The organism is Candidatus Leptofilum sp. (assembly GCF_965223525.1).
In the GTDB taxonomy this organism is placed as follows: Bacteria; Chloroflexota; Anaerolineae; order Promineifilales; family Promineifilaceae; genus Leptofilum.
In genome coordinates, this window is sequence record NZ_CBDCWX010000004.1 from 240,234 (window position 1) to 255,967 (window position 15,734).

Below are 15,734 nucleotides of genomic sequence, written 5' to 3' on the forward strand. Positions count from 1 at the left end.
CCGTTATTGTTGCCCCCACGGCCGTACAAACGTTTCCGGCTCCACCCCCAACCCATGAGCAATGCGGTTGATGTAATTAAAATACCCAATCACCTGCACGGCATCATGAATAGCCCGATCGTCAAAGCCATACTCGCGCAGCGCGTCTAAATCATCTGGTTCCATCTCATCATTGTGCCGAGTGAGCTTGGCGGCAAATTCGCATAACGCACGGTCTGCCACAGCCAACGGTGCGGTACGCCAATCACGAACCAGCGCGTGAACATACGCATCTGCTTCCTCAGCGTTGTGAATTTCAGCTTCGATCTCTTCCCGGAGATCGTGCGCGTGCGCCTGGTGTCAATAATGGCAATGGTTCTCAACAGAAACCACCACCGCCAGCATCTCCCGCTGCGAGCGCGTTAGCGGCGACTCCCCGGCCATCACCGTTTGGTAAAACTTGATGCTGTCTTTAAGCGCCATCTCGTTGATGCTCATCACCTGCACCACATTCCAAATGCGCCCCGCCCGCTTGATCGCTGCCTTTAGCTGTCGTTTCAACAAGCCCGTTGCTTCATCCAGATAAATCTCTCTAATCCAGGACATCCCCTTGCTCCTTTGTGCCAAAAACCTGTACTGGCATCCACTTAAATTGCTTACTGACACACGTTACGCAGCGTAGATTTCAAAAGTCTTGTTGCTCACTGGTGAAAAGCGAATTGCCTTGAAGACTTTTGAAATCTTTTCCAGAGAGTGCGTAACATCAGTTACCGATTTTCATCTGCTGCAATTAGCTCGATCACATTTACTTCCGGATCGCGGAAGAAGAAGGCGCGTGCCCGCCAATCAAGCGAATCGGGCCAAGACCGTTCCCGGATGACCATTCCTTTTGCCGAAAACCGAGCTAGCTCTTCCTCATAATGCTCACTGGCGACTTCAAAGGCCAGGTGATCCAACGTTGATAAATGCACATCCAAAGCAATTTGGCGATCAAAAAGCCCTAATATTGGAGGATGCCCAACATTGCCTAATGAGGAATCCAATTCGCCAATTTTGAGGAAAACATAGTGGGGTCGGGCAAGATGAATCTCGAATCCGAGCACATCTTGGTAAAAAGCAACCATCGTCGGCAGGTCATCCACCTTGAGAGCAACTTCTGCAATCTGCAACACACGACCACCCATGATGCCTCTCCTTAAAAAATGAACCCGAACAAATTAGTGTATCTGGATGTGACAGTCACTTCCAAAAGTGACTGTCACATTGGCGCGCACTTTTTACCCATGAGCCACAAATTAATACGCGTAGGCGTGCGACTACCCTTCGGAAAAATTGCGCTCCATGCGGCCGCGCAGCTTCTCAGGCCACTTCTCCGGTTCTTCAGACGGGTAAACTTCCAGTGGTGGCCCATTCTGCTTAAGCAAGTCTGAGGTGCGGCTGTCCAAAATTTGTCGCGCCGTCATCAGGCCAGAGTTGGTGGCACCGGCTACGCCATGCCCGGCGGTGGTACTGGCGCCGCACAGCCACAGACCCTTAATTTCCGTCTTGTTTTTGAACGCCCACGGCCCAACCTGAAAGGTTCGCTTATCAATGCCGTACAAATTCCCCTTCGTGGCGTTAAGGTAATGCACGTTGCTTAGTGGCGTTCCCAACTCTTTATATACCACATGCTCACTGAACCCAGGAATGCGCTTATCAATATTCGCTAACATGCCCGCCATCAGCTTCTCTTTGAGCTGCTGGTACTCCCACTCCCGGTCGCCTGCGGGCTGGTCGGCCCATTGGGCAAATGGCTCATAGCTTACGAAGGCAAATGCTTCTAGCGTGTGGTGCCCGCTGTGCATTTTGGAGGGGTCTTTGAGCGTGGTTACCGTTAGGAACATGCCTTCGGGGGTGAAATCTTGCATGATTTTATCAGTCATGCCGTCGGTGTAAATGCCGTCCACGTCGCTGTGGTTGTAGAACCAGTAGTTGCCAGAATCCAGCCCGGCGGCTTTTAAATCCATGTCTACGGCCATGAACAGGCTGAGGGCGGAAGTGGAGTAGTTCACCTTACCCAGCTTGCGCTGGAGCTTGCTGCTGAGATGCTCTCGCCCAACCATTGTGCCAAAGGTCACTTCCGGGTCGGCATTGCTGACGACGTGCCGGGCAGCAATTTCGGTGCCGTCGGTGAGGCGGACACCGCGCACGCGCTTGTTTGCATCCAGCAAAATGCGCTCGACGCGCGTTTGCAGGCGCAGTTCGCCCCCGGCACGTTTGAGGGCGCGGGCAAAGGCGCGAGGGATGGCAAACGCGCCGCCGCGGGGGTAGTAGCCGCCTTCAAAATAGTGGTGGGTCACGCCTGCGTGTACTGGGGCAGAAACTTTGGACGGGGGCAGGCCGTGATCGCCGGATTGGGCAGAGAGGATGGCACGCAGCACCGGATCGCTTACGTAATGGTTAATGAGATCGGCCCCGGTGCGGATGGCCCAGCGCAGGATGTGGCGAGCCCGCCAGGGCAGGGTGATTGCGTCGCCCAAGCCACGTACGCGACCCAGCAGGCGCAATTCATCCATTAGCTGCTGGCACATGTTCAGGTAGCCATCAATGCCTTTGGCTTCGTGAGGGAAGCGTTCTTTGAGGCGGTTGGCAAATGCTTCGCGCCCTTTGGGGATGTCGAACTGCTCGTCGCCGATGAAGACGTGGTCGAAGCCGTCGGGGTTGATTTCGCAGAAGGCGAGGTCTTCGGAAATGCCCAATCCTTCGTAGATGCGGCGCATGCGCCCACCGGGGCCAATGCCGCCGATGTAATGCACGCCGGGGCTAAATTTGTACCCTTCGAGGGTGAAGGAATGTGTCCAGCCACCGGGAACGTCGTGCTGTTCTAACACGAGCACTTTTTTGCCAGCTTGCGCTAGCGGAACGGCCGTACTCATCCCGCCAGCTCCAGAGCCAATTACAATTACATCAAACGCTTCATTTGCCATGCTTTTCTCGCTTCTTTTGAGGAAATAAGGCGGATTGTAACACAGCTTGCCGAACGGGATTTTGTTTACTTGGCCTGTGAATTATTTTACAATGTGTGCAAGTTATCTTTGGGACAAAACGGCCGTTTTGCCAGCCAAATCAGCATTCAAACGAACATTGCAACGGATGAGAAATAGGACGCAGATTTGCCTGATTCACCTGATTTAATCATTTTTATCAGGAAAATCAGGGTGATCAGCGTGCTATTTTAAGGAGAGGATTTCATGGCACAGGCAGGATTACATGGATTGGTCGGTGTGGCGGTGCGTCGCTGGACGCCAAGGCGCAAGTGGCTGCTGTTGGGCATTGTGCTAGGAAATTTGCTGCCAGATGCAGACAATCTGGCGGTGGCTGTGGCTACGGTGACGGGCGGTTCCACCGAGGGGCTGCACCGAACGTTTACGCACAGCTTGTTTTTTGTTTTGGCGTTGGTGATTGTTTTTTGGCTGGCGGGTGTGGTGGCGAAACGGCCGTCCACCACCAACCTCGGTTTGGGCTTGGGCATTGGCGTGCTGATGCACATTTTGCTGGATTTGCTCATCTGGTTCAACGGGGTGGACATTGTGTGGCCGTTGGCCTCCTGGGTGAATTTGTGGGAGGGCGTCACGCCGCCGGAGATGCTCTTTTTTGCCGCCTACTTTTATTGGCTGGCTCACACGGCACAGCAGCAGGGAACCAATTTGGATAAGGCGAGGAGTGTGAGGGTGTGGACGGCCGTTCAGCTCATCCTTTTCCTCATTTTTACCGTGCTGGTGTACACGCTAAACAGCGGCTTCATGACCATTTATGGTAGGATATACCTGCTTACGTTAATCGTAGCGGCGGTATTAACTATTCAAATGCGGAAGACGATAGAACATTGGTAGGTGGAAGTTTTCGGGTCGCTAGTTATGATTCGGGATGGTAATACGGCCGTAACATCCTTGTAACTTGCCTGAAAGAAATTGGGGGCAAACTTCGGCGCGTTCAACGAGAGAAACGTTCTACCGAAGAAAGGAGCAGAAAATGTTAAATTCTCCCAATTTCACGCCTTCGCCGCTCGTTCCGACGGGCTTGCAGCGAAGAACTCAACTGAAAGAACCTCTTATTGAGAAGAGCCCAAAAATTGAACGGCCGTCTCGGTTCAAATTTAACCGTGAAGCGTTTAGCAACCTCTCTTTGCTGGATCAAGTGCTGTTTGAGCGGTTTGGCCAAGGGCCGCAGGTGCAGGTGCCCTACGCCACGATGCACCAGGCGTTTGAGCATTTTGTGACAATCCAGCCGGAGGCTGTCGCTGTTGAGCATCTTGGTGAGTCAATCACCTACGGCGAGCTAGATCGGCAGGCGAACCGGCTGGCGGCAAAATTAGCTGATTTGGGCGTGCAAACGGGCGATCATGTGGCTCTCTTTTTGCAGCGTTCCATCCCCATGATTGTGGGCATTTTGGCGACGCTAAAGGCGGGGGCAGCTTACGTGCCGCAGCATGTCGGCGTCGCCCCGGAAGCGCATCTGAACTATGTGTTGGAGGTGGCGAATATTGACGTGATTTTAACGCTCTCCCAATTGGCAGAGCAGGTGTCAGTGGCAGACGGCCGTACCCTCCTCAACGTTGATGACTTCATGCAGGAACCCTTTGCTGACGAGATGGAATTTGTGGAGAACTTTGTGCCGGAAACGGCCGTTTCCCCCCACAACACCTGCTTCATTATCTTCACCTCCGGCACGACGGGTATACCCAACGGCGTGCAGGTAACGCACGGCAACGTGGGCAACATTTTGCTCACCGCGCCGGGCAATTTGGGCATTCAGCCGGGAATGAAGGTGGGTCAGATTCTCAGCATCGCTTTCGACATGGCGGCGTGGGAGATTTTGGGCTGCCTGGGCAACGGCGGCACGCTAATCATTCGCGGCAAAGATTTTATGGAGACGGCGCGGCAGGTGGACGTGATTATTTCCACCCCCTCCATTTTGGCGACGTTCGATGCCGACCAATGCCACAACGTGAAAGTGGTGGCCGTGGCCGGTGAGCCTTGCCCGCGCCCCCTGGCCGACAAGTGGGGCGCGTTTTGCGCTTTCTACAACTCCTGTGGCCCCACCGAGGTGACGATTGTGAACACGGCCGAGCAGCATCTTCCCTGGAAGGAAGGGCTGACCATCGGCAAGCCAACCCCCAACAACACCGTGTACGTTTTGGACGAAAATTTGCAGCCGCTGCCCATCGGTGAGGTGGGCGAGATGTGGGCCGGAGGCGACTGTGTTTCCAAAGGCTACATTGGCAACGAGGCGTTGACGAGCGAGCGGTATCGTCCCGACCCGTTTTTGGGCGACGGCCGTATGATGTTCCGCACCCGCGATTTGGGTAAGTGGACGGCCGAGGGGGAGTTAGAGCATTACGGCCGTACCGACGATCAGGTAAAAGTGCGCGGCTTTCGCGTAGAGCTAGACTCCGTTTCAGCCGCGCTGGAATCTGCGCCCAACTGTAAACGCGCTGTGGCTCTCAAGCTGGACAGCCAGGATTTGGTTGGCTTTGTTTCGCCGCGCACGGTGGATGTGGCTGAGGCGAAGCAGGCAGTGGCGGATCAACTACCGTATTACTGTACCCCTAAATTCATTATTGATTTGGATGAACTGCCCAAGACGCCGCGCGGCAAGATTGACAAGCGGCTGCTGCTAGAAATGGCGAAGGCGCACGACACGGCGTTGCTGGAGACCGAAAAAATATAGCCACAGATTACACGGATTACACAGATTTTTTTTAAGAAGACCAAAAATCGGCGTGAATCTGCAAAATCTGCGGATAAATAGAGGAAGGAAACGAAATCATGTTACGAACATTTCCAAACGAAGCATTGGCCGAACGACGAGATGTGAAGCAGGAATGGCCGTTACCCCACCAACCCGGCACGCTCCCACCGCAGCAGCATTTCTTGCGGCGGATGTGGAAGCATCGCTACCTGATGCATTACCATCGCCTGATTGCCCTGGTTGTCGTCGTAAATTTGGTATTGCTGGGCTACGGCTTGCGCCAGTGGAGCTGGTGGACGGCCGACTCAATCAATCTGGCGGCCATTTCCAACATGGTTATTGCCAATATTGGCATCGCTATTTTGATTCGGCAGCAATATGTCATTAATTTGCTCTTCAAGGTTGCCACCAGCGTGCCCACTAGCTGGCCGCTGCGCTTTCGGGCGTTGATGGGCAAAGTATATCACTTTGGCGGCATCCATGTCGGCGGTGCGATTATGGGGACGCTTTGGTTTGCAGCCTTTGTTGGCTCGCTCATCTATAGCTGGATCAATGGGCTGCCTGGCGTTTCTCTGGCTACGATGGTGGTAACGGCCGTTCTACTCGTTCTGCTCGTCGCTATCATCGCCCTGTCCATGCCCCAATTCCGGGCCAAATACCACGACGAATTTGAGCTGATGCACCGCTTTGGCGGCTGGGCATCGCTGCTGCTGTTCTGGGTGCAGACGGTGCTGTTCATCAACGACCAGGGTGGCTCGCTGCTGGCCGCGCCCGGCTTTTGGGTACTGTTGGCGGTGACGTTTAGCATTGCGTTGCCCTGGCTGCGGCTGAAGAAGGTGCGGGTGCAAATTGAACGGCCGTCTAATCACGTTGCGCTGGTTCGGTTTAATCATGGCGTCACGCCGTTTGCAGGGTCGTCAACGGCCGTTTCTCGCAGTCCGCTCACTGAATGGCACTCGTTTGCCAACGTGCCAGCCCCCGGCGAGGATGGCTTTCGCCTAACGATTAGCCGCGCTGGAGATTGGACGGGTGAACTGATTGACGACATGCCCTCTCACGTTTGGGTGAAGGGGATTCCGACGGCGGGCGTGGGCAATATTGACCAACTGTTTAAGCGCGTGGTCTGGATTGCCACCGGTAGCGGCATCGGCCCCACGCTGCCCCATCTGCTGGCGCACACCGCCCCGGCGCGACTGGTTTGGTCTACCCGTACGCCCCGCAAAACCTATGGCGACGACCTGGTTGACGAGATTCTGGAATCTGAGCCTAACGCGCTGATCTGGGACACAAATGAAAACGGCCGTCCCGATTTAGTCCAACTCGCCTACGACGCCGTCCAGGAATTTGATGCCGAAGCGGTGATTGTCATCTCCAACAAAAAGCTGACCTGGCAGGTGGTCTACGGCATGGAAAGCCGAGGCATTCCAGCGTATGGGGCGATTTGGGATTCGTAGATAGTAATCGGTTATCAGTAGGTCAGTAATCAGTTTTCAGTTGAACAGACTGAATACTGATCACTGAAAACTGAATACAAAAAGGAAAGAGTATGAGCATTCAAATTGAACAAAAGGGCCGTACCGTCATCGTGCGGCTAAACCGGCCAGAGGTGTTGAACGCACTAAATTCAGAAATGATACATGAGATGGTGGCGCAGCTATCGGAACTGGATAAAGACCCAAACGTAGGCTGCTTTGTCATCACGGGTAACGAGCGGGCGTTTGCGGCGGGAGCCGACATTAAGGAACTGGCCTCCAAGAGCTACATGGAGATGTTCCACGAGGACTTTTTCGCCCCGTGGGATCAGTTTGCTGCGCTGCGAACGCCGAAGATTGCGGCCGTTTCCGGCTATGCACTCGGTGGGGGTTGTGAACTAGCCATGATGTGCGATCTCATTTACGCAGCTAACACCGCCAAGTTCGGCCAGCCAGAAATTAAGCTGGGGCTAATTCCCGGCATGGGTGGCTCACAGCGGCTGACAAAGCTGGTGGGCAAGGCCAAAGCGATGGACATGCTGCTGACGGGCCGCATGATGGACGCTGAGGAAGCAGAACGCGCCGGGTTGGTGGCTCGTGTCATCCCCGCCGAGGAGTTGCTAGCAGAAACGTTGGCGGCGGCAGAGATGATTGGCTGTTGGGGGAAAACGGCCGTTATCGCTGCGCGTGAAGCTGTGGAAAGAGCCCAGGAAGGCAGCCTGCGAGAAGGCTTGCTCTTTGAGCGGCGCACCTACTACGCGCTGTGGGCCACGGCCGATGCCAATGAAGGCATGCAGGCGTTTTTAGAGAAACGGCCGCCTGTTTTTGTAGGACGGTGAACAGTTATCGGTGAGCAATAATCAGTTTTACCGCAGAGAGCGCGGAGGACGCAGAGATAATGAAACCAACCAACCTCCCGCAGGTTTGTTCTCGAACACAGTTTGCGGATGGAACCTGCGGGAGGTTTTTTTTCAGGGAAAAGAAAAACTCTGTGCGCTCTGTGTTCTCTGTGGTGTATTATCTTTCGGGCAAGCCTAGCCAGGAGCTGTAAAAGTAGCTGATGACCAAGAAGACGCTGCCAATGCCGGCAAATAGCAGAATGCGCCAGACGGTTTCTAGCACCACCAAATCAACCAGGAACAGCTTGCCCACCAGAACAAAAAGCGTCGCCAGGGCAACCAGCCGCAACAGCGGACGACGCAAGGTAAGGGCAATCAGCAGCAAAATAATGGCATAGATGCCCCAAACGACGGTGACGAGCCCTTGCCCGCTGAGTTGATTGAACGCTTGCCAGAACAGGGTGAGTATGGCGACGTGTGTCATGAGGCGATAGCCGTGGCGGACATGGGCTTCTTGAGCATCTGCAAAGAGGAAAGTGGTGGCAAACAGCAGCACGATGATTGCCAGATTGAGCAGGAATTGCAGGTTGAAAACGGCCGTTTCTGGCCTGCTGGTTAAAATTTGCTCAAACAACAGCACGGTGACCACCAGAGAAAGTAAATGAGCTGCACCCTTGATGAAAATTTGATTGTGCCGCTGGGCATCCCAATGTAGCCAAACTGCGTAAAATGCCCACAAGAATGTCACCAGTCCGGGAATGTCGAACGCGCTAAACTCACGGCGCAGCCAAAACAGCAGGGCAGCATGGGCAGTTAGCAGGTACGCCACAAAGAAGTCGGACGTTTGGTTGCGGCGCAGGAGGGCGGCAATGGCAAAAAATAGGCCAATCACAAACAGTTCTACCCATGAGTCTAAATGAAAGGCTTGCATGGCCGGTTGGAAGCTCAGAAGCTGCACAAACAAGAAGATGCCCACTGCCAGCGAGAGTAAGTGCATACCCAGCTCTAACAAAACGTGGCGAATATGCCTGTGTGCCAGATGAAGCGCGGCGGCTTCCACGGCGAGAGCCAGCAGCAGCCATGTGCCATCGAAAAACTGTACCAGCGAGACGGTTAAGAAGATAAAAGCGGTGATGCTGTGCATTATCCACACATTTGCCCGACCCGGTTTTGAACTTAAGCCCACTGCCAGCAAGCCAAACAAAACGGCCGTACCCAACGTAATCAACCCCTCGCCAATGCCCGGTAGCTGCCACAGCAGCAGCGTTAACCACAAGGCAATGATCGGGTTTAGCAGAATCGTGAGCCGGGGATGTGTTCTAAATTGGGCTTTCATGAAGTCGGGCATAAAAGTATCGGCAAAGCCAAATTTGATGGGCGGCAGACGGTTGGGGGATTCCAGCCAATCCAGATAGCGCAAGACAGGCATGGCCCAAAACATGAGCAGGCACAACAGAATGCCGCTTTGCAGGGTAATGTTTTCAGGCGTGATGAGGGTTTCATCGAATAACAGGAAAGCGAGCATAGAACCCGCCAAAATGACCCAGCCGCCAACGTTCGCCAGCCAAAGCAAAATCTGCCAGCCCTGGAAAAAGTAAATGAGCACGAGGCTGCCACAAATGAGGCAGGTGTAAATGATGAGGCCGCCGACGTTGCCGTCACCGCTGGACAGTAAAAATGGCGTGGCCAGGCCGCCCAAGCCACCGATGAGGGAAAGCATCGCCTCTTTTTGGCGCAGCGAGAGGGCAAAGGCCAGCAGCGTCACCAGAGTCATAAAGCCGAACGCCACAGGCAATGAGATCAGGCCGTATAGCTGAAAGGCGGCAAACCCGGTGATGTAGTAGGCGGCGATGCCTCCTCCCTGTACTGCCTGACCAAAATACGGCCGTTCCCGTGCCGTTTTATACCCAATCCCCAGTAAGCCAGTTCCCAAAATTAAGCCAATGGCAACGCGCACGGGCGGGCCAATCCAACCTTGGTTGACGGCGTAATTAAACAAAAAGACGAGCGCCAGCAGCAGCAATCCCAGGCCAATTTTGTTGAGCCAAAAATCACTTTGCCAAATATTTTCTGGCAGATACGTTTGTGGCGGTTCTGTGGGTGTTTTTGTTTGGGGTTGCGGTTTTGGTTTAGGAATTGGTTGGGGGGTGGCTGCTGGTTGTGCTGGTGGCGGTGAAACAGTTGGTGCGGGCGGTGGGATGGCAACGGCCGTTACCAGTGCTGGTTCTGGGTCGGGTGGCGTGTCGGCAGGCTCGTTGGCTAATTTGGAAACCTGGGTCTGTAACGTTGCTATCGTTTGTTCGAGGCGGCCAAGCCGCTTGGCAAGCGCGTTAAACAAGTCAGCTTGGCGAAAATTGGTTTGGCAGTTGGCACAGATGGCTCGCTTCGGTTCATTCTCCGTGCCGCAAAACGGGCAAATGGTTTTCTCAGACATAATTTCTCCCCTTCATCCATATTTGCACACCTGATACTTCACAGAATAATGTGCGGACGATACAGCGTCAAACACCTGAGTGCACTAAGTGTAGTTTAGTTCGATAAAAGGGGATTAATGGTTTTGGCAGTTTGCATGGTGACCTCTTCTTTAGGCGGCGCACCTACTAAGCTCTCTGGGCCACGGCTGATGCCAATGAGGGGATGCAGGCGTTTTTGGAGAAACGGCAGCCGGTTTTCAAAGTTAAATAGCTAGTTTTGTAGCAATTTCAATAGTTCCAAATTGAGGGAATAGCATTTTTAATAAAAAGGATGGCAAATTATTCTTTACGAGTGTCGCCACCACGTATTTTCTTTAAATGTAAAGCGTCCATCCAAAGTAGTCACTGTTTTTCCCCGAATCCAATTCACTTTTTCACTTGCAGCATCCGTGATGGGTTTCATTTCTCTTAGGATTTCTGCGACTACAGTTCGAATGTCAATAAAGTTAATTTGATGGATTTCATTTTCGAAACTGTTCAAGTTCCTATTAGCAGTTTGAAGTAAATTCTCGGAATCGAGTTTCCTATCTGAATCTGAATTGTATTTATATGACGACTCTAAATCAACTAACAATTCACCTAAAATTTGTGACCGAGTTTCGAGGGTTCGTTTGTGAGACGGACCCCAAGAAAGTATCTCCATCAATATTTCTGCTTGTTGATTTAACTGATTTGATTCCAAATTTAAATCTTCCGCTAGTCTGTTCGCATTTTTTACGAGTTTTCCTAACTTTTGGTTTGTCATGTTAGTGTACCCTTTTTCTGCCATCATATATCCCTGGTTAACATAATTTGCCCAGGTGTTTCCTTTCGTACGGTGATTCTCCATTCCCGTTAGGAAATCATTACTCATGGTTTGATGCAAAATTGCTATTATTGCCAGTTGTTTTATTAGCCCGTTAAGTTTATTTGATGTTTGGTTTATTGCAGGTATAAGATTTTCTAGAGGAAACTCAAAGCTGAAAAGGCTTAATTGCATGGCGATGTCATCAATTTTTTTCTGAGCCGCATAGTGAGAATTTCTAAATGCTTTTTCCCATGTATTGGGAGTAGCTTGTTGCAAGGTATCTAGTTTCATTTTTAGATTTTGGAGAATTAGCTTGAGTTTTTGATTATGCTCAATGTTGGTTAATCTGGAATGCAGTACAGTTGATACTTGTGTATACAAGTATTGTTCAGCTTCATCAATGTCCTCTAATAGATGCTTGTTGTTTTGGATGATAGCTGTAATTGCAATCGCTTTGGTGAATCGTTTTTCCAATTGGCTAGATAATTTATGAAGATCTTGGATCCATCTATTGTATTTTTGGTCAAGCTCATCAATTATAAGAAAACTTTGCTCTTTTTCACTTAGGTAATGGGCATATTTTTGGGAGAGTTGATTGGTTTCTTCACGAAGCTGTCCAATATCATGATTCAATGATTCTAAATCTGACAATAGCCAAATGATCTCTGATGATTTTCCCGTGTGATTTTGTGCCAGATCCCCATATTTGATCACTTCATTTAGCCGAGGATCAAACCAAATGCTAGTAATTTGTTCACGACTTTCATCAGTGTCGGATTTGAAGAGTGCTTTAAGTGCTTCGTGTCTTAAGGGTATTGGCTCATCAGTTTTTTTAATTATATTTGATAGAGGTTCGATAGGTAAAGTATCTCCAGTAGCATCCATAATTTCGCCGAGAGCTTCAGTTGCTCCGTTCCGTTGTTTGATCTGCATTTGTGTGGTTTCGACAACCATTAACAATAATCCGACTACTGATTTACCTAGATTGACTAGACCTTGTAACGCGGCATCATAAGTTTCTTTAATTTCAGAACCTAAATCTGCAATATACAGCCAAACTTGCTCAAGAATTTTGCTCAGTTCCGGGGCAAGGGAGAATTCGAAAAATTTCCCATCTTTTTTGTGCATTGCAAGAACATAAGCCATCCATTGAAATTCATCTACTCTTAAAGTGATTTCCCGTGCTTCTCGAACTGCGTGATCCACGGAAAATCTATCAAGGATGCAAGCGTATAATTTGGCTGTGAAATCAATAGCCACCCGATCGTAAACGGGGTATCTCGTTCCGATCACCATTGATATTCCAAATTGGCTCACTAACTCTTGGCATAGATGGAATGATTGGCAAGCATTTAGAAAGACGAATTGGATCGAGCTTTTCTCATTGCGGAAGAGCCGCCATGCTCTTTCGCCAAATACGTAATCACTAAGCTGCTCTTCAGTTTCAAGCACTAGGCTAGGCTCATTGTCCTTATATCCAGCATGGCCAACAAAATGAATTATTTGAGGTTGGTATCGATCTATTTTAGATTCGAGTTTTGTATACGTTGCATTTTCTAGATAATTAACTTCGATAGCGGGGCTGAGGCGTAAGAACCGCATAGATAATTCGCTTTTCTTACGTAGAGCTTTTGTCAAACTGTCCTTCTCCGTTTTGCTCGCTAATGTTGACATATCTTTTGGTGAAGAAATGACTACCAAGATTTTTAACTTTCTAGTTTGAAGAAGGCTATTATCAGGGGCTTGTTTGATAGGATAACGCGCCAAAATGGTTTTTCGACCACGACTCAAGAAGGCATCACCACGATGTGGCATTCCGTTGTCGTACAGTAATTCCAGATTCAGATCTGAAAATATTTTCGATTCAATTTGCAATAATATTCGGAGCGTAATATTCTCTGCATAAGCTGCTCCAAAACTTTTATCCAGTTTCCGTCTAATGTCATCACGAAATATTGCGTCAAATAGTTCTTTGCCGAATCTTTTGCTTAAGATACGAATAGCTTTTGGATCGCCTCGAATTTCTAAGAATTTTTCGTAGGTATCTTCAAGGATACTGTTACGTCTTTTAAGCTTTTCGAATGCCACATTATCAAGTGAAACTTGAGCTTCACCCCAAGGTGATTCGCGTAAACGAATCGAGTGGCTGTTATTTTTTTGTTCGCTAATGTGTATGACAATATCTTGAAACTGTTCTGTATTTTTTGGCACGATATTTTCACAGATTGTTGATGAGTTTAGCTAAAAGTATTATTTTTGTGCTATTCCGTGTCTGGATCAAGTGTTTCTATAGATATATTGGCTACTTCTTGAACTGTAATAAGATCCCCTTGAGATTGTGAAAGAACTTGAATCAATTTATCTTTACTGATTTCCAGATTGCCCATCTCTTGAGTGAGTAACATCCCTCTTTCTGGGGCTTCGCTCATGCTTCGCAGGGTGCCAAGAACATCATCTTGAAGAAGGGTTTTTAATTCAGAAATCGATCCCGTTAGCCTGTTTCTAGTATCTTCCCGTTTTTCTATTTCTTTTTGCTCAAACCATAATTTTCTTGTAAGGCGATGAGTCACAAGAATCAAAATTGAGCCAGAGATGAGACCAGAAATTAGCGAAATTGCTCCCGCAACAACTAATAAAAAGACATCTTGATCCATTTTGCTTACTCCAAATATTTGGTTCTACGACTGATAATTTTTATTGTAACATTTATGTCAATAGCTTGATAGAGATCAGAGAAAGTGGGGGATTTTGCGTAGTTTGGCGAGGGGGAGATTGGAGGGAACGGCCGTTTCCATCTCACCAATTAAATCTTCAAATTCAGAAACCGTTGCTGCTTCCCGAAAGGCACGCAAATATGGTTTGAGGGCCAGGCCGGAGAGGTATTTTTTCAAGTGGCGGTTGATGTTTTTTAGGCCGTCGCCGGTGCCGTAGTAGCTGTGGGCTTCGTGAAGATGTTGGCGGAGAACGGCCGTAATCTGCCTAAAGGTCAACTGCTCCCGATCAATCCGCCCCAGCAGCCACGGGTTGCCCAACGCCGCCCGGCCAATCATCACGCCGTCGCAGCCCGTGTGCGCCTTCAGGCGGTCAATGTCCGCTATCGTGCGAACGTCGCCGTTGCCCAGCACCGGTACGTCCACCGCTTGCTTCAATTTGGCAATGGCCTCCCAATCTGCCTGGCCGCGATACTTTTGGGTACGGGTACGGCCGTGCAAAGCTACCAACGCCGCGCCGTTGTCCACCATAATTTTGGCAATCTCCAGATAATTTTGGTTGGCTTCATCCCAGCCCAGCCGCAGCTTGCCCGTGATTGGCACATTTAGGTGCGTGGTGAGCAGGCGGAACGTCTCTGCCACCAGCTTTGGCTGGCGCATCATGCCCACCCCCGCCCCCTTTTTGCTAATTTGCGGCACCGAACAGCCCATGTTGATGTCAATGATGTCGGCACCCCAGGCCACAATGCGCCGGGCGGCGCGCAATATCGTTTGGGCATCGTTGCCGAAGATTTGGAACACCATCGGCTGCTCACCCGCCGGATGCACGTCCAGCCGCCGCCACAGCGGATTTGGGTCACACAGCAGCGCCTCTGTTGGCACAAATTCGGTGTAGTGCATCGCTGCCCCAAATTGGCGGCAGATGGCTCGGAACGGCACGTCGGAATAGGCCGCCATCGGTGACAGGATGGTGTCGCCGTAAATTGGCAGGTCACGGATGTAGAAAGCGGGTATTTGCATGTTAGAATTTTTACAGTAATCCGTAATCGGTGAACGGTAAACTGATTACCGCTTACCGACTTACTTACCGTTTACTGATCACCGTTCTCCCAGCCTTCGCTGCCAATGAGCGGCACAAAGCGGACGGGGGTGAGGGTTTTCTGGCCGAAACGGCCGTTCTTTTTGCGCCAAACTAGCTGCAATTTCTGTTTTTTGTAGGAACCAACGGGCATGATGAGACGGCCGTTCACCCCCAACTGTTCGCGCAAAGAAACTGGCACCGTGGGACCACCCGCCGCCACCACGATGGCGTCGTAGGGAGCGGCTTCTGGCCAGCCCAGCGTGCCATCACCCAAATGGACGCCAATATTCGCATAGCCAAGCTGTTGCAGTCGCACTTTGGCGTAGTCTACCAGAGCCTCTTGCCGTTCAACAGTGTGGACTTGCCGCACCATCTGGGCAACGACTGCCGCAGCGTAGCCAGACCCGGTGCCAATTTCCAGTACGTTAAACTGTGGCTGCAATTTCAGCGCGGACAGCATGAGCGCGACGACGTAAGGCTGGGAAATCGTTTGCTTGGCGGGCAGGGGCAGTGCGCCGTTGTAATAGGCAAACTCTTCGTACCCTTCTTGCACAAACTGTTCGCGGGGGACGGTGTTCATGGCTTGGAGAACGGCCGTATCCCGAATTCCTCGGTTACTTAAATCATTCACCATCTCCGCCCGCAACTTTGCAAAATCCAT

Annotated in this window: 13 protein-coding genes; 4 read left to right on the forward strand and 9 right to left on the reverse strand. The window is 50.9% G+C overall.

Annotated features, from left to right (window positions below; all coding sequences use genetic code 11):
- Nucleotides 1–3: 3 nt before the first annotated feature.
- The 4 genes from ACOQPM_RS01215 to ACOQPM_RS01230 form a co-directional block, all read right to left on the reverse strand.
- Complete coding sequence (locus ACOQPM_RS01215) at nt 4–228, reverse strand: carboxymuconolactone decarboxylase family protein (protein WP_420627402.1); 225 nt, start codon at nt 226–228, stop codon at nt 4–6.
- 111 nt (nt 229–339) lie between these two features.
- Entirely contained in the window at nt 340–585 is a 246-nt protein-coding gene (locus ACOQPM_RS01220) for a hypothetical protein (RefSeq protein ID WP_420627403.1), read from the reverse strand.
- 161 nt (nt 586–746) lie between these two features.
- Entirely contained in the window at nt 747–1,163 is a 417-nt protein-coding gene (locus ACOQPM_RS01225; protein WP_420627404.1) for a VOC family protein, read from the reverse strand.
- 132 nt (nt 1,164–1,295) lie between these two features.
- Complete coding sequence (locus tag ACOQPM_RS01230) at nt 1,296–2,945, reverse strand: phytoene desaturase family protein (protein WP_420627405.1); 1,650 nt, start codon at nt 2,943–2,945, stop codon at nt 1,296–1,298.
- 264 nt (nt 2,946–3,209) lie between these two features.
- Here ACOQPM_RS01230 and ACOQPM_RS01235 point away from each other — a divergent pair, with 264 nt between their 5' ends.
- The 4 genes from ACOQPM_RS01235 to ACOQPM_RS01250 all read left to right on the forward strand — a co-directional run bounded on the left by ACOQPM_RS01235 (nt 3,210) and on the right by ACOQPM_RS01250 (nt 8,020).
- Entirely contained in the window at nt 3,210–3,851 is a 642-nt protein-coding gene (locus tag ACOQPM_RS01235; protein WP_420627406.1) for a metal-dependent hydrolase, read from the forward strand.
- A 358-nt stretch (nt 3,852–4,209) separates the two neighbouring features.
- Nucleotides 4,210–5,688 (forward strand): amino acid adenylation domain-containing protein, encoded by a 1,479-nt coding sequence (locus ACOQPM_RS01240; RefSeq protein WP_420628242.1) that lies wholly within the window; start codon nt 4,210–4,212, stop codon nt 5,686–5,688.
- 212 nt (nt 5,689–5,900) lie between these two features.
- A complete protein-coding gene (locus tag ACOQPM_RS01245) occupies nt 5,901–7,163 on the forward strand; it encodes a hypothetical protein (RefSeq protein ID WP_420628243.1) in 1,263 nt (420 codons plus the stop codon).
- A gap of 92 nt (nt 7,164–7,255) precedes the next feature.
- Nucleotides 7,256–8,020, forward strand: coding sequence for an enoyl-CoA hydratase-related protein (locus ACOQPM_RS01250; protein ID WP_420627407.1), 765 nt, complete (start codon nt 7,256–7,258; stop codon nt 8,018–8,020).
- A gap of 178 nt (nt 8,021–8,198) precedes the next feature.
- On the opposite strand, the gene ACOQPM_RS01255 is transcribed toward ACOQPM_RS01250, so the two are convergent.
- The 5 genes from ACOQPM_RS01255 to ACOQPM_RS01275 form a co-directional block, all read right to left on the reverse strand.
- On the reverse strand, nt 8,199–10,454 hold the full coding sequence (locus ACOQPM_RS01255; protein ID WP_420627408.1) for a DUF2339 domain-containing protein: 2,256 nt from the start codon (nt 10,452–10,454) through the stop codon (nt 8,199–8,201).
- 326 nt (nt 10,455–10,780) lie between these two features.
- Nucleotides 10,781–13,492, reverse strand: a complete 2,712-nt coding sequence (locus tag ACOQPM_RS01260) for a CHAT domain-containing protein (protein ID WP_420627409.1) — start codon at nt 13,490–13,492, stop codon at nt 10,781–10,783.
- Nucleotides 13,493–13,542: 50 nt separating this feature from the next.
- Nucleotides 13,543–13,935: a hypothetical protein gene (locus ACOQPM_RS01265; RefSeq protein WP_420627410.1), complete on the reverse strand. Its 393-nt coding sequence runs from the start codon at nt 13,933–13,935 to the stop codon at nt 13,543–13,545.
- Between the two features lie 75 nt (nt 13,936–14,010).
- A complete protein-coding gene (locus tag ACOQPM_RS01270) occupies nt 14,011–15,012 on the reverse strand; it encodes a tRNA dihydrouridine synthase (protein WP_420627411.1) in 1,002 nt (333 codons plus the stop codon).
- A 71-nt stretch (nt 15,013–15,083) separates the two neighbouring features.
- Nucleotides 15,084–15,734: a protein-L-isoaspartate(D-aspartate) O-methyltransferase gene (locus ACOQPM_RS01275; RefSeq protein WP_420627412.1), complete on the reverse strand. Its 651-nt coding sequence runs from the start codon at nt 15,732–15,734 to the stop codon at nt 15,084–15,086.